This is a genomic window from Pseudomonas sp. AP19 (genome assembly GCF_001728855.1).
GTDB lineage: Bacteria > Pseudomonadota > Gammaproteobacteria > Pseudomonadales > Pseudomonadaceae > Aquipseudomonas > Aquipseudomonas fluorescens.
Genome location: NZ_LXJP01000072.1, coordinates 11456 through 31708 on the forward strand (window position 1 = coordinate 11456; position 20253 = coordinate 31708).

Genomic DNA, 20253 nt, shown 5'->3' on the forward strand with positions numbered 1-20253 from the left:
GGACCATGAGCCACACCCAAGCCCTGTGTCGATTCCTGGCCGAGTTGAGCTACGCGCAGTTGCCCGACAACGTCCTGGCGCGTGCCGAAGACCTGTATCTGGATTGGCTGGCGTCTGCCTTGGCGAGCAAGGGCGCGCACCCGATTACGTTGTTCGAACGCTATGCGCAAAAGATGGGGCCGAGCCGTGGCCCGGCCCAGGTCATCGTCAGCGGTGGCAGCAGCAGCGCGTATTTCGCCGCCCTGGTGAACGCGGCGGCGTCGCACCTGGTGGAGCAGGACGACCTGCACAACAGCTCCGTGCTGCACCCGGCGACCGTGGTGTTTCCGGCCGCGTTAGCCGCCGCGCAAGACCTCGGAAAATCCGGCCGCGCGTTGCTCCTGGCCTCGGTGGCCGGTTATGAAGCGGGGATTCGCATCGGTGAATTCATGGGGCGTTCCCACTATCGAATCTTCCACACCACGGCCACCGTCGGCACGTTGGCCGCGGCTGTCGCCGTGGGCAAGTTACTGGATTTCAACCAAGAGCAATTCATTAACCTGCTGGGCACTGCCGGCACCCAGGCCGCCGGGCTGTGGGAGTTCCTGCGCGACGCCGCCGACTCCAAACAATTGCACACCGCCAAAGCGGCGGCGGATGGCTTGCTCGCGGCCTACCTCACGGCGGACGGGCTGACCGGCGCGCGCAATATCCTTGAAGGCGACCAGGGCCTGGCGGCGGGCATGTCCAGTGACGCCACGCCTGCCAAGTTGTCAGCCGAACTCGGCAGCCGTTGGGCGTTGCTGGAAACCTCGTTCAAGTTCCACGCCTCGTGCCGCCACACCCATCCGGGCGCCGACGCGCTGTTGGAGGTGATGCAGCGCAACGGGCTGCGCGCCGAACAGATCGCCCATGTGCAAACCCGTGTCCATCAAGGCGCCATCGACGTGCTGGGGCGTGTGAACGTGCCGACCAGCGTGCACCAGGCCAAATTCTCCATGGGCACCGTGCTCGGCCTGCTCGCAGTGCATGGCAAGGCCGGGCTGACCGAGTTCCATGAATGCGCACTGAGCGACCCGGCTGTTTGGGCCTTTCGCGACAAGGTCAGCATGACCCTCGACCCCGAGGTCGACCGCGCCTACCCGCAACGCTGGCTGGGCCGCGTGACTGTCACCACGGTCGACGGCCGCACGCTGCACGGCGCCATCGACGAGCCCAAAGGTGACCCGGGCAACACGCTGAGCCGTGTGGAACTGGCGGATAAGTTCCGGCGCCTCATCCAATTCAGCGGCGCGCGCACACCGGCCGAAGCTGACGCACTGATCGAAAAGGTCTGGAACCTGCGCGACGCAGCGTCCCTGGCCGACTGGCTTTGAGGACTCTTCATGACTAATCAACGACCGCTGGACGGCATCACCGTTGTCAGCCTGGAACACGCGATTGCGGCGCCATTTTGCACCCGCCAGTTGGCGGACCTGGGCGCCCGTGTGATCAAGATCGAACGCCCCGGGGCCGGTGACTTTGCCCGTGGTTACGACGAGCGCGTACGCGGCCTGGCCTCGCATTTCGTGTGGACTAACCGTTCCAAGGAAAGCCTGACCCTGGACCTCAAGCAGGACGAGGCGGGCGATATTCTCGAAACCCTGCTGGCCGACGCCGATGTGCTGGTGCAGAACCTCGCGCCCGGTGCGGCAGCGCGCATGGGCCTGTCGTTCGAGGCGCTGCAGGAGCGGTTTCCACGCCTGATTGTCTGCGACATTTCCGGTTATGGCGAAGGTGGGCCTTACGAGAAAAAGAAGGCCTATGACTTGCTGATCCAGAGCGAGGGCGGGTTTCTGTCGGTCACCGGCGGCCCGGGCGACGACCAGATGGCCAAGGCCGGTTGTTCCATCGCCGATATCTCCGCCGGCATGTACGCCTACAGCGGCATCCTTTCTGCGTTGTTGCTGCGCGGTAAAACCGGCAAGGGCAGCCGCATTGACGTGAGCATGCTGGAAAGTCTGGTGGAGTGGATGGGCTACCCGATGTACTACGCGTTCGACGGCGCGCCTCAGCCGCCGCGTGCCGGGGCGGCGCATTCGACGATCTACCCTTACGGGCCGTTTCCCACCGGCGACGGCGGCACGGTGATGCTCGGGTTGCAGAATGAGCGCGAATGGGCGGCGTTTTGCGACAAGGTGCTGCTCACCCCATCGCTGGCGACTGACGAGCGCTTCAGCGCCAACTTCAAGCGTTCGGCCAACCGCGACGCGCTGCGCCAGATTATCCATGACAGCTTTGCGCAGCTGGACGTCGAGGCGGTGATCCAGCGCCTGGAAGATGCGCAGATCGCCAGCGCACGGGTTAACGACATGCAAGGCGTGTGGGACCACCCGCAACTCAAGGCGCGTGACAGCTGGCGTGAAGTCGCCAGCCCGGCCGGTCCACTCCCGTCATTACTGCCGCCGGCGCGTAATGCCGCCTTCACGCCACGCATGGATGCAGTGCCGGCGCTGGGTCAGCACAGCCAGGCCATCCTCGCTCAGCTCGGTTATTCGGGTGACGCCATCGACCGTCTGCGTACCCGCGGCGTTATTTAATAAGGAATTCAGTGATGCCAAAGCCTGTCGTTCGTTCCGCCTTGTTTGTCCCCGGCAGCCGCCCGGAGCGGTTTGCCAAAGCGTTGGCCAGTGGCGCTGATGCGGTGATTGTAGATTTTGAAGACGCCGTGGAAGAACCGCTCAAGCGTCAGGCACGGGATAACCTCGGGGTGTTTTTGCAACAGCATCCAGAGGCCCAGGTGTGGGTGCGCATCAATGCGCCGGAACATGCCGAGCATTTCGCCGATGTGGCGTTCTGCAAAGCCCATGCGAATGTGGCGGGCGTGCTGCTGCCGAAGGTAGAGAGTGCTGCCCAAGTGGCGGTGGTGGCGGCCGCCGGCAAAGTCATCTGGCCCATTATCGAAAGTGCCCGGGGCTTGCTGGCCGTGGCCGAAATCGCCCATGCGCCGCACGTTGAGCGTCTGTCATTTGGCGGCCTGGACTTGGCCCTCGACCTGAACCTGAGCAGCCATTCCCCGGCCGCGCAATTCGCCCTCGACCAGGCCCGCTTGACGTTGATCGTGCATTCGCGCGCGGCCGGGTTGGTCGCGCCGCTGGACGGTGTGCACCCGGCCATCGACGACCCTGAAGGTTTGCGTCGCGCGATTCGGCATGCCTATGAAATGGGCTTTGCCGGCGCGCTGTGCATTCATCCCAGGCAGGTTGCACTGATCCATGCAGCCTTGGCACCGAGCGCCGAAGACCTGGCCTGGGCCAAGCGCGTGGTGGACGCCGGTGCGCACGGGGCAGGGGCCTATCAGATTGATGGGCAGATGGTGGATGCCCCGGTGCTGCTGCGCGCGCAAAGGTTGCTGGCGGCCCAGCTCTAACTGAAGAGACCGGCGGCCACAGTGGCGCTTCATTGTGCTGTGCATTGGCGTTCGGCCAGGCCGAACGCAGGTATCTAAAATTCGAAATTCACTACACGCGTTACATCAGGCACCTTGCCTTGCAATACAACAATAAAAAGGTGATTCCCCATGCTCAAGCTTTCTCGGGCGCTGCTCTGCGCCGCCACTGTGTTTGTCGCGGGCCTGGCCCAGGCGGCGGACCCGATTGTGATCAAGTTCGCCCACGTGGTCGCCGAAAACACCCCCAAAGGCCAGGGCGCGCTGCTGTTCAAGAAGCTCGCCGAAGAACGCCTGCCGGGCCGCGTCAAGGTCGAGGTGTACCCGAACTCGTCGCTGTTCGGGGATGGCAAGGAGATGGAAGCACTGTTGCTGGGGGATGTGCAGATGCTGGCGCCGTCCCTGGCCAAGTTCGAGCAATACACCAAGCAAGTGCAGATCTACGACCTGCCGTTCCTGTTCAACAACCTGGCCGCCGTCGACCGTTTCCAGGCCGCCCAGGGCAAAGCCTTGCTGACCTCGATGCAGGACAAAAACATCCTCGGCCTGGCCTATTGGCACAACGGCCTCAAGCAACTGTCGTCGAACAAGGCCCTGCGTGAGCCCAAGGACGCCCGTGGCCTGAAGTTCCGCGTGCAGGCCTCCAGCGTGCTCGAAGAACAGTTCAAGGCGATCCGCGCCAACCCGCGCAAGATGAGTTTCGCCGAGGTCTACCAGGGCCTGCAGACGGGCACCGTCAACGGCACCGAGAACACCTGGTCGAACTATGAAAGCCAGAAGGTCAACGAGGTGCAGAAGTATTTCACCGAGTCCAACCATGGCCTGATCGACTACATGGTGATTACCAACGCCAAGTTCTGGAACGGCCTGCCACCGGATATCCGCACCACCCTCGAGCAGATCATGCTGGAGGTCACGGTCGAGGTGAACAAACAGGCCGAAGCGCTGAACCAGTCGGCCAAGCAAAAAATCATCGACGCCAAGACCAGCGAAATCATCGAACTGACCCCCGAGCAACGCCAGCTGTGGCGCGAAGCCATGCGCCCGGTATGGCAGAAGTTCGAAGGCGAGATCGGGGCTGACCTGATCAAGGCGGCGGACGCTTCCAACCTGTAATTCAGGGCCGTACCGCGTTCTCATGTGAGCGCGGGCTTGCTCGCGAATGCAGTCTGTCAGTGGATGACACTGGCGATTGACACGCCGCATTCGCGCGCAAGCCCGCGCCCAGATGTTGATCCGGTGATCACCCCGAGCCTTGCACCTACCTATCTCTGCTTCGCGAGGTTTTGCCATGCAAACGCTAAGGCGCGTCTGGGAGCACCTGGAGGAAGGCTTTATTGCCTTCCTGCTGGCCGCCATGACCCTGGTGACATTCGTCTACGTCATGCTCAACAACATCTACACACTGTTCTTCTCCCTGGCCGACAAGTGGGCCGTCAGCAGCCCGTTCTTCAATGCCCTTGGTGACCACACCATGACCTGGGCCCAGGACATGACGTGGAGCGTAGCGCTGACCAAGGCCATGTTCGGCTGGCTGATTTTCTTCGGCATTTCCTACGGCGTGCGCACCGCCGGCCACCTGGGTGTTGATGCACTGGTCAAACTGACCAAGCGCCCGGTGCAACGCCTGCTTGGCATGCTCGCGTGCCTGTGCTGCCTGGCCTACGCCGGGCTGTTCATGGTCGCCAGCTACAAGTGGGTGAGTGCGGTGATGACGGCCGATATCGGCGCCGAAGACCTCGACCAGTACGGCGTGAACGTTGGCGATATCGTGATCATCGTGCCCATCGGGTTTGCCTTGGTGTTTATCCGCTACCTGGAAATTTTCTATCGCCTGTTCACCCACCGCCAGGTCGGGTTGGGGTTGGCCGACGAGGCCGGTGAGGCCAGCAAGTTGGCCGGCAGCCATGAGGAGCGTCACTGATGGCCGTGCTCTGTTTGTTCCTGCTGTTGTTCGTGTTCATGTTTCTCGGCGTGCCGATTGCGATTTCCCTGGGCTTGTCCGGCGCCGTGTCGATCCTGATGTTCAGCCAGGACTCGGTGAGTTCGCTGGCGATCAAGTTGTTTGAAACCTCGGACGCCTACACCTTCCTGGCCATTCCGTTCTTCCTGCTCTCCGGGGCGTTCATGACCACCGGTGGTGTGGCGCAACGCCTGATTGATTTCGCCAACGCCTGTGTCGGCCATATCCGTGGCGGCCTGGCGATTGCCGCAGTGCTGGCGTGCATGCTGTTTGCGGCGTTGTCCGGCTCGTCGCCCGCCACTGTGGCGGCGGTGGGGTCAATCGCTGTGGCGGGCATGGTGCGCTCTGGTTATCCCAAGGAGTTCGGCGCCGGGATCATCTGTAACGCCGGCACGCTGGGCATCCTGATTCCGCCGTCAATCGTGATGGTGGTGTACTCGGCAGCCACCGAAACCTCGGTCGGCAAGCTGTTTATGGCCGGGGTCATTCCGGGGTTGCTGCTGGGCTTGATGCTGATGGTCGCGATCTACATCGTTGCGCGCATCAAAAAGCTCCCGGCACAGCCACGCGCGACGTTCCGTGAGTGGTTGAGCTGTGCGCGTCGCGCCTTCTGGGGCTTGCTGTTGCTGGTGATCATCCTCGGCGGCATCTACAGCGGCATGTTCACCCCAACCGAAGCGGCGGCGGTGGCGGCGGTGTACTCGGCGTTTGTCGCCTTGTTCATCTACAAGGACATGAAACTGCGCGACTGCCCGAAGGTGCTGCTGGAGTCTGGCCGGCTGGCGATCATGCTGATGTTCATCATTGCCAACGCCATGCTCTTTGCACATGTGTTGACCACCGAGCAAATCCCGCAGGAAATTACCGCCTGGGTCATTTCTGAAGGGCTGACACCGATTGGCTTCCTGATCATGGTCAACGTCGTGCTGCTGGTGGCGGGCAGCTTTATGGAACCGTCGGCCATCGTGCTGATCCTGGCGCCGATCTTCTTCCCGATTGCGATGAAGCTGGGTATTGACCCGATTCACCTGGGCATTGTGATGGTGGTCAATATGGAAATCGGCCTGGTGCACCCGCCGGTGGGGTTGAACCTGTTCGTGACCTCGGCGGTGACCGGGCTGACACTGGGGCAGACCATTCGGGCTGCGATGCCGTGGCTGATGATCTTGCTGGTGTTCCTGATCATGGTCACCTATTTGCCGTTTATCTCGCTGGCATTGCCGCACTGGCTGGGGATGTAGCACTCATTAACGCAGCAATACCCTGTGGGAGCCGGGCTTGCCCGCGATGAGGGCGTGTCAGCCAATGAATTCGGCGACTGACACTCCGCTATCGCGAGCAAGCCCGCTCCCACATTTGGTTTTTGCCAGGCGTTAGTGGTCCAGCGCGCTCAAGATCGTATAGGCCAACTTGACCCGCTCAGCATTCGGGTAATTCTTGTTCGCCAGAATCACCACGCCCATATCCTTGCTCGGCACGTACACCACGTACGCTCCAAAACCACCGGTTGAGCCGGTTTTGTTGTACAGCACGTTGGCCGGTTGCGGCTGTGCGGGCGTCAGCCAATTGACCTTGTGCGGTTCCATCGCCATGGGCGTGGAATTGCCGTCCAGCAACGCGTTCAGTTTGATCGGGTAGGGGTAGCGTTCCCAACCCAGGCCCTGGGTCATGCCGTTCACGGTGTAGTAACCGGCGTGAGTGGCCGCGATGGCTTGTTGCAGCGGCTTTTCCAGGGTTTGCGGGTGCATGTTCAGCATGACGTAGTGAGCCAGGTCCTGGGCGCTGGTCTTGATGCCATAGGCTTCGCTGTCGAGTGCGCCGGGGCCCACGCGCACAGGCTTCTGGAGCTTGTCATAGCCTTGGGCGTACTGGCCGGATTTGTCGGCGGGCACGCTGACGTGGGTGTTGCTCAGGCCCAGCTTGGGCAGCAGGGTTTTCTCCATGGCGACGTTGTACGGCTGGCCAAGGCTTTGCGCCGACAGATAGCCGAACAACCCGATGCTCGGGTTGGAATACAGGCGTTGTGCGCCCGGCGCGTAAGTCGGTTGCCAATGCTGGAAGTAGCCGAGCATGTTCTCGGCGCTGTCGGCAGCGTCGGGAAACTGCAGGGGCAACCCGCCTGGCGTGTAGGTCGCCAGTTGCAACAGGCTGATCTGGTCGAAGGCGCTGCCGGCCAGCGCGGGCAAGTGCTGGCTGGCCTTGTCGGAGAGCTTGAGCTTGCCGGTCGCCTGGGCATAACCGCCGAGGGTGGCGGTGAAGGTTTTGCTCACCGAGCCGATTTCAAACAGAGTGTCCTCGGTCACCGGCTGTTGTGTGTCCTTGTTCGCGACGCCGTAGTTAAAGTATTGCGCCTTGCCCTTGTTGACCACGGCGATGGACAGGCCGGGAATGCCTTGCTGCTGCATCAACGGTGCCACGCGGGTGTCGATGACCTGGCGCATGTCGGCGTCTGCCATGCAGGTGCCGGAGCCGAGCAATAAGGCCGATATCAGCATTTTTTGTACAGTGTGGTTCATGGTGCTTCGCTTCCCTATAAATGATGCTCTGACGATCAAGGCCTGCGCAGGCGCCGCAAATCTAAGTGGATTTTGCCCCTTCGACAAACGATGATATCTCGCACCTGCCATTAGAAAAATTTGGGGTAAGCCATGCTGCGTTCGCATTTGCCGCTCAATGCCCTGCGTGCATTCGAGGCGTCGGCCCGTCACTTGAGCTTTACCCGGGCCGCCATTGAACTGTGCGTGACCCAGGCGGCGGTGAGCCATCAGGTCAAAAGCCTGGAAGCGCAACTGAACGTCACCTTGTTCAAACGCCTGCCACGCGGCCTGATGCTGACCAGTGAGGGCGAAACCCTGCTGCCGGTGTTGCGCGAGACCTTCGACCGTATTGCACATACCCTGGGCCAGTTCGAGGGCGGGCATTACCGCGAAGTACTCACCGTGGGCGCAGTCGGCACCTTTGCCGTTGGTTGGTTGCTGCCGCGCCTGCCGGAGTTCCAGAGCCGCTACCCGTTTATCGACCTGCGCCTGTCGACCCACAACAACCGCGTCGACGTCGCCGCCGAAGGCCTCGATTACGCGATCCGTTTCGGCGCGGGCGCCTGGCACGGCACCGAGGCGTGCCAATTATTGGCAGCGCCGTTGACGGTGTTGTGCGTGCCGGCACTCGCCGAGCAATTACACACACCTGCCGATGTGCTCAAACATACCGTGCTGCGCTCCTACCGCGCCGATGAGTGGAACCTGTGGTTCCAGGCAGCCGGGCTGCCTGCCGACACCCTGATACCGCGCAATATTGTGTTCGACTCCTCGCTGGCGATGATGGAAGCCGCATTGCAGGGCATCGGCGTGGCGCTGGCGCCGGCGATGATGTTCTCGCGCCAACTGGCGACGGATGTGATTCGTCAACCTTTCGACGTGGGCATTACCACCGGCAGTTATTGGCTGACGCGCTTGCAATCGCGCGCGGAGACCTCGGCAATGCTCGCGTTCAAAGGCTGGTTGCGCGAAGCGGTGGCCGTGCAAGTACCGGACAGGGCCGGTCGCAGGGCACCTTTCTGAAACTGGCCTGCACTCGGCAACGCGCGCGCTCAACCCCTGACACCTACCACAAGCCATCTGCACAGCCTCGTCGCTACGCGTGTCTGATCATGGTGATGGCTGCTGGATAAGCAAGTCGGTGTGTTCCGAATCTATTGTAGGTTTTGGTGATGGCGGCCCTGTTGTTAATTTAGAGGACCCAACTGACTATTTTTGAAACATTATGAAACATTCGTGGTGAGGCCAGGCTCTATCGTTTCTCCTGTACTGAGTTAATCCATGAAAACACCGCGTCCCTCTGACCGCATTCCCCACCTCACACAATTGCGCAACTTGAAGATGGCGCGTTCCGCCCACGCCTACGTGCGAGGCAGCACGGTGCAATTTTACGAGTGGCTGCACAGTCTCCCTGGCCGCCGTTTGCCCCACGGCCCGGCGATCTGGATTTGTGGTGATTGCCACGCGGGCAACTTGGGCCCTACCGGCGACAACAAGGGCCGTATTGACATGCACATACGCGACCTTGACCAGACCGTGATCGGCAATCCGGCCCACGACCTGGTACGTCTGGCCTTATCCCTGGCCACCGCCGCGCGGGGCTCGGACCTGCCGGGGGTGACGACCGCGCGCATGCTCGAAGAAATGATGGTCGGCTACGAGCAAGCCTTTAAAGACAAACCCGATGCAGTGCCGCCGCGCCCGTCCCAGGTCAAGGCCGGCATGCGCAGTGCAGTGGAGCGCACCTGGAAAAACCTCGCGCGTGAGCGTATCGAAAATGTGCGTCCGACCATCCCGTTGGGCAAGCATTTCTGGTCATTGTCCCGGGCGGAAAAGAGCGCGTTGGAAACCGTCTGTGCTTCGGACGAAATCCACCAGTTGGTGAGCTCGCTCAAGGGCCGCCCCAAAGACGCCAAGGTTGAGCTGCTGGACTCGGCTTATTGGGTCAAGGGTTGCAGTTCCTTGGGTTTGAAGCGCTATGCGGCGCTGCTGGGCGTTGGTGACAAGGATGATCAGGAATATTGCCTGATCGACATCAAGGAAGCCGTCGGCGCTGCTGCACCTCGCGCAGCGCGGGCGAAAATGCCGCGTGACAATGGCCGGCGTGTGGTGGAAGGCGCACGCCAACTGTCACCCGGCCTGGGTGAGCGCATGGTGGCGACGCGGTTTCTCGACCACGGTTTTTTCATCCGTGAATTGCTGCCCCAGGACATGAAGCTGGAGTTGGATGCACTGAGCGAGACCGACGCCATGCACGCCGCCGGATACCTGGCCCGCGTCGTCGGCATCGCCCACGCCCGGCAGATGGACCGGGAAACGCGCAAGGACTGGATGGCGGCATTGCAGGAAAACCGCTCTAAACAACTGGATGCACCGTCGTGGTTATGGACCAGTGTGGTGCAGTTGGTGGGCAGCCACGAGCAGGGTTATCTCAACCATTGTCGGCGCTATGCGTTGGAGCACTAACCACGCTACGACGTCGCACTGGAACACATTGGGGTGTTCCAGTGGGTGCCCCTCTGCACTTGAAGGCAAGGCGCGGCAACCGCGCAGTGGGAAAGTAGTGTGTTGCGGGTTGTGTTTTTTACGATTTTTCGCGCGAATCCTAGGCAACGTCCTATTTGAATTTTTATTACTTTGTGACTGTCAAGTCGACGTGCTTTGCCGTTGGTCTGAAACGTTAATGAGTATTCAAGACGTTAATCCAATAAAGTACTCTTAAATCAATAAGTTAGTAGCGATTCTAACGTGAATATCACGTTTGTCGGAATCTTGGCATCTCCTAAGTTCGATGTTAGGTTGCCGCCATCATTTTTCGACGGAACGGATATGCACCTGCCAACGCCATGGACTCGGCCTTTTCTGTGCCTGACGTTATTGTGCTTCAGTGCCCTTGATGGCGCCTTTGCCGCGACCAATCCTGGCGACCAGGACCTGATTCGCGATCGGCAAAACCGACTGCTGGAAGAGCAACAGCGACGTCTTCAAGAACTCAAGGAATTGCCCGGCAAAGAGGTAAAACCTGCAGCCCCGGTGGCTCCGGTGGACACCCGTTGCTTCCCCATCCAAACCATCGAACTCAACGGCGCCGACAGCCTCTCTGGCGCTCAGCGCGAACGCCTGCTTGAACCCTTTATCGATCAATGCCTGGGCGTGTCCCAACTCAATGATTTGCTTAAGGTAGTTACCGACCACTACATCGACAAAGGCCTGGTCACCAGCCGCGCCTACTTGCCGCAACAAGACCTGTCCAAGGGGCATCTGCAAGTGTTGGTGGTAGAAGGCAAACTTGAACGTCTGAAAGGCGTCGACAACAGTCAGTTGTCAGCCCGCGAACTGGCCATGGCCTTTCCCGGTAATAGCGGCGACTTGCTCAACTTGCGCGAAGTTGAACAAGCCATTGATCAACTCAACCGTCTTGCGTCCAACCAGGCGCAAATGGAACTGGCGCCCGGCGACGCAGTGGGCGGCAGTAGCGTCTTGGTAAAAAACACGCCGCAAAAGCCGTGGCGTGCCAGTTTGTCACGCAACAACGATGGCCAGAAAAGTACCGGAGAGCAGCAGTGGGGCACAGGCTTTGAATGGGACAGCCCATTGGGTCTGGCCGACCAGTTGATTCTGCGCGGCGGCCACGACGCCATCAGCGATCACCAGAAAACCTCAAAAAACGCGATGCTCTACTACAACGTGCCGTGGGGGTGGTGGAACTTCAGTTACAGCTACAACCAGAGCGATTATCGCTCGGTGGCCCAAGGCGACGGCTTTGACTTCAAGCAAACCGGCGACAGCCAAAACCATCAGTTGCGCGCCGAGCGCGTGATCCACCGCGACGCCCTGAGCAAAACCTCGGTGAACGTTGGCGTGGCCCACCTGCGCACCAACAACTACATCAACGACAACCACCTCAAAGAGAGCAGCAATCGCCTCAGTGAGTTGCAGTTGGGCATCAACCATGGGCGCCGCATTGGCAGCGCCTTCGTCAACCTCGACGTCGGTATGCAGAACGGCACCGGCGCGTTCGACGCCCAGGGCAATCACAACCCCGGCCCGGGCGTGCCGGATGCGCGTTACCGCAAATACACCGCCACCGTCAGCTACTTGCAACCGTTCAGGCTGTGGGGTGAGTCCTTCAGTTTCACCAGCCTGGCCACCGGCCAGCGCAGTGAAGACGTGCTGTTCAGCCCGCAGCGCATGAGCCTCGGTGGCTCTTCGTCGGTACGCGGTTTCAAGGACCAGCAACTCAATGGTGACAGCGGCGGCTACTGGCGCAATGACCTGCGTTGGAGCCGCCCGGTAACGCTCGGCTGGCTGCGCCCGGTGTTCGGCGAATACGGCGCCAGTGTCGGCTATGACCAAGGCGTTATCCGTAACGCGCGCTACAACCGCGAAGTGCATGGCCGGGTGTCGAGCAATTCGTTTGAGCTGTTCGCCCGTGGCCAGCACGTCAGCACCAGCGTGACCTTTGCCCACTCGCTGGAACGACCGGCCGCGCTGCTTGACCGCGAAGCGCCGATCTACTTTCGCATGGATTTTTTCCTCTAATTCAACGCCCCGTTGCATCGAGAATTTGAAATGGATGTTCGCCAGTTTGCCTTCCTCGCTCGCCAGCCTTCGGCTGCCCTGAAACGCCGTGACTCGTTCATCGGCCTGCCCAAACGCGGGCTGGCGCTGATCCTGGCCAATGCATTGTTCTGGCAGCCGTTGTTGGCTCAGGCCGACGGCATCGTCGTCAGCGCACCGGGCACCAGCGTCGGCCAGGCAGGCAATGGCGTTCCCGTGGTGAACATCGCCGCGCCCAACGGCAGTGGTTTGTCCCATAACCAGTTCAAGGACTACAACGTCGGCGCCAATGGCGTGATCCTCAACAACGCCACCGCCATCACGCAGTCGACCCAGTTGGGCGGGATCATCCTCGGCAACCCGAACCTGCAAGGCCGCGCCGCCAACATCATCCTCAACGAAGTCAACGGCGGCAGCCCCAGCCAGTTGCGTGGCTACACCGAAGTGGCGGGGCAGTCGGCCAAGGTTATCGTGGCCAACCCGTACGGCATCACCTGCAGCGGCTGCGGTTTCATCAATACGCCGAATGTGACCTTGACCACCGGCAAACCGGTGCTCGACAACGGCCGTCTGGACCGTTACCAGGTCGATGGCGGCGCCGTGACCATCGACGGCCAGGGCTTGAACGCCAGCAACGTCGACCGTTTCGAAATCATCACCCGCTCAGCCAAGATCAATGCCCAGATCAATGCGCGCAACTTGACCGTGGTCGCCGGGCGCAACGACGTTAACGCGCAGACCTTGAATGCGACGGCGCGTGCCGATGACGGCAGCGCCAAGCCGGAGTTGGCAATCGACTCGTCGGCATTGGGCGGCATGTACGCCGGTGCGATCAAACTGGTGGGCACCGAAGCCGGTGTGGGCGTGAAGCTCGACGGCACCCTGGCGGCCAGCGGCGGCGATATCCAGTTGGATGCCAATGGGCATTTGAGCCTGGCGCAGACCGCCGCCACCGGCAACATCAAGGTCACCGCGCAGAACGTCAACCTGACCGACAAGGTCTACGCCGGCAGCAGCGTGCATGTCACCAGCGCCCAGGGCCTGGTCAACCAGAAAAGCCTCGCCGCCCGCGACAGCATTAGCCTGGCCAGTACTGGCCAGGTCACCAACAGCGGGATCATCGAAGCGGGCGTCAACGCCGATGAAACGCGCAATGCCAATGGCGATGTCAGCGTGTCTGCGGGCAGCCTTAAAAATACCCAAAGCGTGGTTGCCAGCCGCGCCCTGACAGTGACGGCTGCACACAACCTCGACAACCAGAACGCGACGTTGAGCGGCGCGAGCGCGGTGGTCAGCGCAGGCCAAGTGGATAACCGTGGCGGCCGCGTGCTGGGCACGGCATCGCTGAAGGTCAATGCCACGGGTCTGGATAACCGCGCCGGTGGTGTGTTGCACAGCGACAACAGCACCGACGTCACGGCGGCGACCCTGCAAAACCAGAACGGCCGCGTGATCGGCCTCAATTCCCTGACGCTGATTGCCGGGCAAGTGGGCAATGAAAACGGCTTGCTGGCCAGCCATCAACAGGCCCATGTAACCGCCGGGCTACTGAGCAACCAGGCAGGCGAAATCTCCGCCAACCAAACCAGCGTTACCGCCACCACCCTGGATAACCGCGCCGGCAAACTGCTGGGCGCCCACCTTAATGTGCTCGCCAGCGGCGCGATCGACAACCGCCTGGGGATCTTCTCGGCCACCAGCCTGCTGACCCTGCAGGCCGCCAGCCTGGACAACAGCGGCCAAGGCACCGTCGCCAGCCAGGGCAACCTGACCGCGAACATCACCGGGCTGTTCGATAACCACAACCAAGGCAACCTGGTCAGCCAGGGCGCCCAACAGGTCAGTGTCGGCCAACTCAATAACGCCCAGGCCGGGCTGGTATCGAGTAAAAACACCCTGGTACTGCACGGCGATACGCTGGCCAACCAGGGCGGCCTGGTGATTGCCGACGGGGCAATGACCCTCAGCGGCGGCAGCGTCGACAATAGCCAGCAGGGCGTGATCAGCAGCAAGGCCAATACCCGCGTCGAACTCGCCAGCCTGAACAACAGCACTGGCGGCCGACTGAGCAGCGACGGCGGCCTGACCCTCAGCGCCAGTCAAATCGAAAACGGCGCCGGGCGTATCAGCGCCAAGGGCGACCTGCTGGCAACCGTCGGTGTGCTCAACCAACAAGCCGGCGAATTGGTCAGCGAAGGCGTGCTGAGTTTTACCGGCACCGCCCTGGATAACCGCAACGGCGGCCTCATCGCCGCCACCCGTGGCGTCGACCTGTACAGCCCGAGCATTCTCAACCAGCAGGGTGAAATCTCCAGCCAGGCCCGCGTGCGGCTGGGTGCCGATCAACTCACCAACAGTGGCGGCAAGGTCATTGGTGACGGCGGCCTGATACTGACCGTGCAACGCCTGCTCAACCAGAACAAAGGCCTGTTGGCGGCGCGCCAAAGCCTGCAATTGAACGGCGGGCAACTGGACAACAGCCTGGGCGGGCGCGTGATCAGCCAAACGGGCGTCAACATCAACCTGAGCGGCGATCTGCTTAACCAAGGGCAGGGCGTGTTACTCAGTGACGGCGCGTTAACCCTCAATGCCGGCACGCTGAACAACAGCCAGGCCGGTGTGATCAGCGCCAAGCAACAGCTTGACCTGCGCAGTGCGGGCCTTAACAACAGCCAGCGCGGCAGTATCAGCAGTGACGCCGGGATCCTGCTTAACACCGGGCAACTGGACAACAGCCAGCAAGGCTCGATCTTCGCCAAGTCCACGCTGCAGGCAAACCTCGCCGGGCTGGACCAGCATGACCGCGGCGAGTTGGTCAGCAATACCGCCATCGACCTGGACCTGAACCACGGGCAACTGATCAACCGTGACCACGGCCTGATTGCCACCCCTGGCCAATTACTGCTGCGTAACCTCGGCAGCGTCGACAACAGCCAGGGCGGCGAGCTTTCCAGCACGCAATCATTTGCGGTGGTGGCCGACACGCTGAACAACCGTGGCGGCAAAGTCATCAGTGGCGACAGCTTGCAGGTGCGCATCGCCCAGGCGCTGGATAACAGCGTCGAAGGCGTGGTATCCGCCAAGAACCTCTTGCAGGTGGCGGCGGGCAGCCTTAACAACCAGGCCGGTGGCGCGATTGCCAGCCGTGGCGCTTTGGACCTCAAGGTCGCTGGCGCCCTGGACAACCGTGATCAGGGCCTGATCAGCGCTGCGACCACGCTGGATGCAACGGCGGGCGCATTGAACAACAGCGACAAAGGCCGGCTCTCGGCCGGTACCCGCCAAACCCTCAGCACCGGCGCGCTGGATAACAGCCAGGGCGGCCAACTGGTCAGTGATGGCAACCTCACGCTGACGGCGGCCGATGTGAGCAACCGCAACGGCGTGATTGGCAGCCAACAGGCCTTGAGCCTGAACGTCGCCAACCTCGACAACACCGCAGGCCTGATCAACAGCCAGGGCGACCTCAGCCTGACGGGGCAGCATGTGGACTCAAGCCTTGGCGGTGAAGTCTCGGCCAAGGGCAACCTGCAACTGGTGGTGCAACAGCTGATCCAGCGCCAGGGCCGCCTGATCGGCGAACGTGCCGTTGCGCTCGACCTGCAAGGTGGCGACCTCGACAACAGCGCCGGCCTGATCAGCGCCAAAGGACCGCTGAGCTTTGCGCGCCTGGCCAACCTGACCAACCGCGAACAGGGCGAAATTTCCAGCAATATCGGGTTCAGCGTGGCGGCCCTGCGTATCGACAACAGTGATCGCGGGACCATCCTCAGCACCGATCAACTGCGCGTTGAGGCGAACACCCTGATCAACGCCAACAAGGGCCTGATCTCCGGCTGGAACGGTTTGACCGTGGCCGGCGGCAGCCTCGACAACAGCGCCGAAGGCACGCTGTCGAGCAAAAACGGCAGCCTGCACGCCAACCTCAGCGGCGCCCTCGATAACCACGCGGCGGGCGCCCTGGTGAGCCAGGGCCTGCAAACCCTCAGCGCGGCGAGCCTCAACAATGCCCAAGGCATCGTCTCCAGCCAGGGCGATGTAGGCCTGAGCATTGCCGGGCGCCTGGATAACAGCAACAACGGCTTGATTTCCTCCAGCCAGTTGCTGGGTTTCAACCACGCCCAAAGCCAGATCCTCAACCGTGGCGGCCAGATCAGCGCGGCCAACATCAACCTGATCGGCCAGAGCCTGGACAACAGCGACGGCCAACTGATCAGCCAGGGCAGCCTGCAAGGCACCCTCAGCGGTGCACTGATCAACGCCAACAATGCGCGCCTGGCCAGTGGCGGCGCGTTGCTGCTGAACGCCGCCAGCCTCGATAACCGTGGCGGCCAACTGGTCAGCCAAAACCGGCTCGACCTGACCCTCGCCAGCGGCGATTTGGACAACAGTGGCAAAGGCACACTCGCCAGCCAGCAAGACCTGCTGATCAAACTGCTGACCGGTGACGTCAACAACCAGCAAGACGGCCTGATCTACAGCCAGAAGGGCAAGCTGGAGCTTGCCGCTCGCACCCTCAATAACCAGCAGGGCACCTTACAAAGCCAGACCGACAACCTGCTGCGTCTGAGCGGCGCCCTCAACAACCAGGGCGGTCGAGTCGACAGCCTCAGCGGCAACCTGGACCTGAACGCGGCCAATGTGGCCAACACCCGCGGCGGCATCCTCAACAGCGGCAAAGGCTGGATCAAACTGGTCAGCGGCCTGTTCGACAACGGCGGCGGCATCACCCAGGCGCAATCGCTGGATATCGACGCCAAGGGCGGTGTGCTCAACCAACTGGGGCACCTGTCGGCCCTGGGCGGTGAAAACCGCATTGTCACCAGCAGCCTGAACAACCAGGGCGGCGGCGTGTATGCCAACACCTTGCTCAAGGTCACGGCCGCCGATTTCGATAACCAGGGCACGGCGGCCAACAACGGCGGCAAGGTCGGCGCCCGCAGCATCGACTTCGGCCTCACCGGCACCTTGAGCAACCGCTTCGGCCTGATCGAAAGTGACGACACCCTGCGCCTTGCCGCACAAACCTTCAACAACGCCGGTGGCAACCTGCGCGCCATGGGCCGCGCGGGCAACACCGATATCAACGTGTCGGGGCTGTTCGATAACCGCTCCGGCGCGCTGGAAAGTGCCAACGAAAATCTCAACCTGCAAGCCGGCAACCTCGACAACAACGGTGGCCGTATCGTGCACACCGGCAGCGGCAAATTCGACCTGACCTCTGATCAAGTCACCCGTGCCGGCGGCAGCTTTATCACCAACGGCCAGTTGGACATCAAGGCAGCGAGCTGGACCAACAGCAGCGTGATCCAGGCCGGGCGCCTGAACCTCGACATCGGCCAGTTCACCCAGACCGCCAGTGGCCAGTTACTGGGCGCGCAAAGCCTGACCGGCACGGGCGACACCTGGACCAACGACGGCCTGCTGGCCAGTGACGGCAGCCTCAACCTCACGCTCAGCGGCGGCTACAGCGGCAACGGCCGGGTCAGCAGCCTCGGCGCCATGACCCTCACCAGCGCCAGCATGGACTTGGGCGAAAACGCCCGCATTGCCGGCGGCGCGGTCACCCAGGTCAACAGCAGCACCCTGACCAACCACGGGCGCCTGACCGCCCTCGGCGACCTCACGGTAAACGCCACCACCCTGAACAACTACGGCACTTTGGGCGGCGCGGAAAAAGTCCGCCTCAACGCCACCCACCTGCTCAACGACAGGGGCCTGCTGTTCAGCGGCAACGACATGACCTTGCGCGCCAACGATGTGCGCAACAGCTACGGCGACGTCTACAGCCTCGGCGGCCTGGACATTGCCCACGACGATGCGGGCGCGCGCAGCAGCCTGATCGAAAACCTCTCCGGCAGCCTGGAAAGTGCCGGCAACATGCGTCTGCTGGCCGACACCCTGAGCAACCGCCGCGACCAGTTCAGCACGCAAAAGAAACTGGTCTCGGGCAACCTCAATATCTATTCCAACGACTTCTGCAAAGGCAAAGGCTGCGAGCTGTACTTCACCTCCGTAGAGAAATACGAAGACGTGCTGGTCGGCAGCTCGGCCTCGGCGTTCATCAACGCCGGTGGCGACCTGACCGTCGGCAGCCAGACCTTCGATAACCTCTACAGCTCGGTGTCTGCCGCCAGGAACATCCTGATCAACACCGACGTGCTGACCAACCGTGGTGCGGCCGGCGGCGAAGAAGTGCACCTGAATTCGGGCTTTTATACCCGTGACCGCAGCTTCTACAACACCTTCATGGAGCGCCAGAACCAGTTCAACGTCTATAACAACCCCAACTCCGGCGACTACCGCCCAGGTGAGATGACCCTGGCCAAGATCATGGCCGGCATCGGTAACTTTTACGAAACCAGCACCTACGTGGTGCCGACCGCCGGCAGCGTCATTGCCCAGGCGGTGATTCAGGCGGCCGGCTCGGTGACGGTCAACGCCACGCAAAAAATCGACAACAGCGTGATTCGCCCCAACGCCACCGACATCAAGGCCCCGGCGCAAAACCACAACACCAACTCCGACGTGTTCGCCTCCACGGTGAAACCGGCGATTACCGCGCAACTGCCGCCAGACCTGGCACAGCGCCAGGTCAACCCGGCCACCTTGCCCGGCTTCAGCCTGCCCACCGGCCAGAATGGCCTGTTCCGTTTGAGCGGCCAACAGGCCAAGGCAGACAGCGCCGGCAGCGCCTCCACGGGCAATGGCGACTTCAGCGTCGGCGGCCGCCAGATTGCCGACAAAGACCGCGAAAAACCGCTGGACTACAGCGCCGTGCAAGAGCGTGGTTTCAGCGTCGATGGCCAGCCGCTCAGCGGCGCGGTCACTGGCCAGGGCCCGCTGAACCTGGACAGCCGCGCGCCGTCGGTAACCCGCGTGCAAGGGCTGCCGCAAATCGCTGCGGTCGACAACAGCCACAAATACCTGATCGAAACCAACCCGGCGCTCACCGACCTCAAGCAGTTCATGAGCTCCGATTACCTGCTGGGCAAACTGGGCTACAACCCTGATACCGCCTGGAAACGCCTGGGCGATGGTCTCTATGAGCAACGCCTGATCCGCGAAGCCGTGGTGGCCCGCACCGGCCAGCGCTACATCGATGGCATCGCCAGTGACGACGCGCTGTTCCGTTACCTGATGGACAACGCCATCAGCTACAAGGACGCGCTCAAGCTGCAACTCGGCGTGTCGCTGACTGCCGAACAAGTCGCGGCGCTGACCCACGACATCGTGTGGATGGAAGAAGCCGAGGTCAATGGCCAAAAAGTCCTCACCCCAGTGCTCTACCTGGCCCAGGCCAACAACCGCCTGGCACCCAACGGCGCACTGATCCAGGGCCAGGACGTGAGCCTGATCACCGGCGGCGACCTGCACAACAGCGGCACCCTGCGCGCCACCAACAACCTCAGCATGGTCGCCGGCAACATCGACAACAGCGGCCTGATGCAAGCCGGCAACCGCCTGGAAATGCTCGCCACCGACTCGATCCGCAACACCCGTGGCGGCATCATCAACGCCCGCGACATCAGCGCCACCGCTGTGACCGGCGACATTCTCAACGAGCGCACCGTCACCACCTTCAAGCAGCAAGGCGAAGGCTACCAACTGCGCAACGACGTGGCCAGCGACGCCTCGCGCTTCGAAGCCACCGACACCCTCAAGCTCAACGCCGGGCGCGATGTGCTCAACATCGGCAGCGACCTCAAGGCCGGTGGCAACGCCAGCGTGACCGCCGGGCGCGACGTGGTCATCGCCAGCCAGACCGAACAGGACGACTACGCCTA

Annotated in this window: 11 protein-coding genes; 10 read left to right on the forward strand and 1 reads right to left on the reverse strand. The window is 62.0% G+C overall.

All coding sequences use genetic code 11. The annotated features are described in order from the left end of the window. Positions 1 to 5: 5 nt before the first annotated feature. From A7D21_RS30400 to dctM, 6 genes are all read left to right on the forward strand, one after another. Complete coding sequence (locus A7D21_RS30400; RefSeq protein ID WP_069553467.1) at positions 6 to 1355, forward strand: MmgE/PrpD family protein; 1350 nt, start codon at positions 6 to 8, stop codon at positions 1353 to 1355. A gap of 9 nt (positions 1356 to 1364) precedes the next feature. Beyond that, a complete protein-coding gene (locus A7D21_RS30405; RefSeq protein WP_069553468.1) occupies positions 1365 to 2558 on the forward strand; it encodes a CaiB/BaiF CoA-transferase family protein in 1194 nt (397 codons plus the stop codon). Positions 2559 to 2572: 14 nt separating this feature from the next. Next, positions 2573 to 3388, forward strand: coding sequence for a CoA ester lyase (locus tag A7D21_RS30410; RefSeq protein WP_069553469.1), 816 nt, complete (start codon positions 2573 to 2575; stop codon positions 3386 to 3388). 150 nt (positions 3389 to 3538) lie between these two features. Then, a complete protein-coding gene (locus A7D21_RS30415) occupies positions 3539 to 4522 on the forward strand; it encodes a TRAP transporter substrate-binding protein (protein WP_069553470.1) in 984 nt (327 codons plus the stop codon). A 175-nt stretch (positions 4523 to 4697) separates the two neighbouring features. Beyond that, positions 4698 to 5330: a TRAP transporter small permease gene (locus tag A7D21_RS30420; protein ID WP_053255805.1), complete on the forward strand. Its 633-nt coding sequence runs from the start codon at positions 4698 to 4700 to the stop codon at positions 5328 to 5330. Next, a complete protein-coding gene (gene dctM, locus A7D21_RS30425; RefSeq protein WP_053255806.1) occupies positions 5330 to 6610 on the forward strand; it encodes a C4-dicarboxylate TRAP transporter large permease protein DctM in 1281 nt (426 codons plus the stop codon). Before A7D21_RS30420 ends, dctM begins: the two co-directional genes overlap by 1 nt. A gap of 132 nt (positions 6611 to 6742) precedes the next feature. Here the strand turns inward: dctM and ampC are convergent, their stop codons facing one another. After that, positions 6743 to 7885 carry a class C beta-lactamase gene (gene ampC / locus A7D21_RS30430; protein ID WP_053255807.1) on the reverse strand — a complete coding sequence of 381 codons (1143 nt, stop codon included), beginning with the start codon at positions 7883 to 7885 and terminating at the stop codon, positions 6743 to 6745. Positions 7886 to 8017: 132 nt separating this feature from the next. Here ampC and A7D21_RS30435 point away from each other — a divergent pair, with 132 nt between their 5' ends. The 4 genes from A7D21_RS30435 to A7D21_RS30450 all read left to right on the forward strand — a co-directional run. Next, positions 8018 to 8929, forward strand: coding sequence for a LysR family transcriptional regulator (locus A7D21_RS30435; RefSeq protein ID WP_069553471.1), 912 nt, complete (start codon positions 8018 to 8020; stop codon positions 8927 to 8929). 258 nt (positions 8930 to 9187) lie between these two features. Further along, complete coding sequence (locus tag A7D21_RS30440; RefSeq protein ID WP_053255809.1) at positions 9188 to 10372, forward strand: DUF2252 domain-containing protein; 1185 nt, start codon at positions 9188 to 9190, stop codon at positions 10370 to 10372. 363 nt (positions 10373 to 10735) lie between these two features. Then, positions 10736 to 12448 (forward strand): ShlB/FhaC/HecB family hemolysin secretion/activation protein, encoded by a 1713-nt coding sequence (locus A7D21_RS30445; RefSeq protein ID WP_069553472.1) that lies wholly within the window; start codon positions 10736 to 10738, stop codon positions 12446 to 12448. A 30-nt stretch (positions 12449 to 12478) separates the two neighbouring features. Further along, on the forward strand, positions 12479 to 20253 hold a 7775-nt coding region (locus A7D21_RS30450), incomplete at its 3' end, for a filamentous hemagglutinin N-terminal domain-containing protein (protein WP_069553473.1).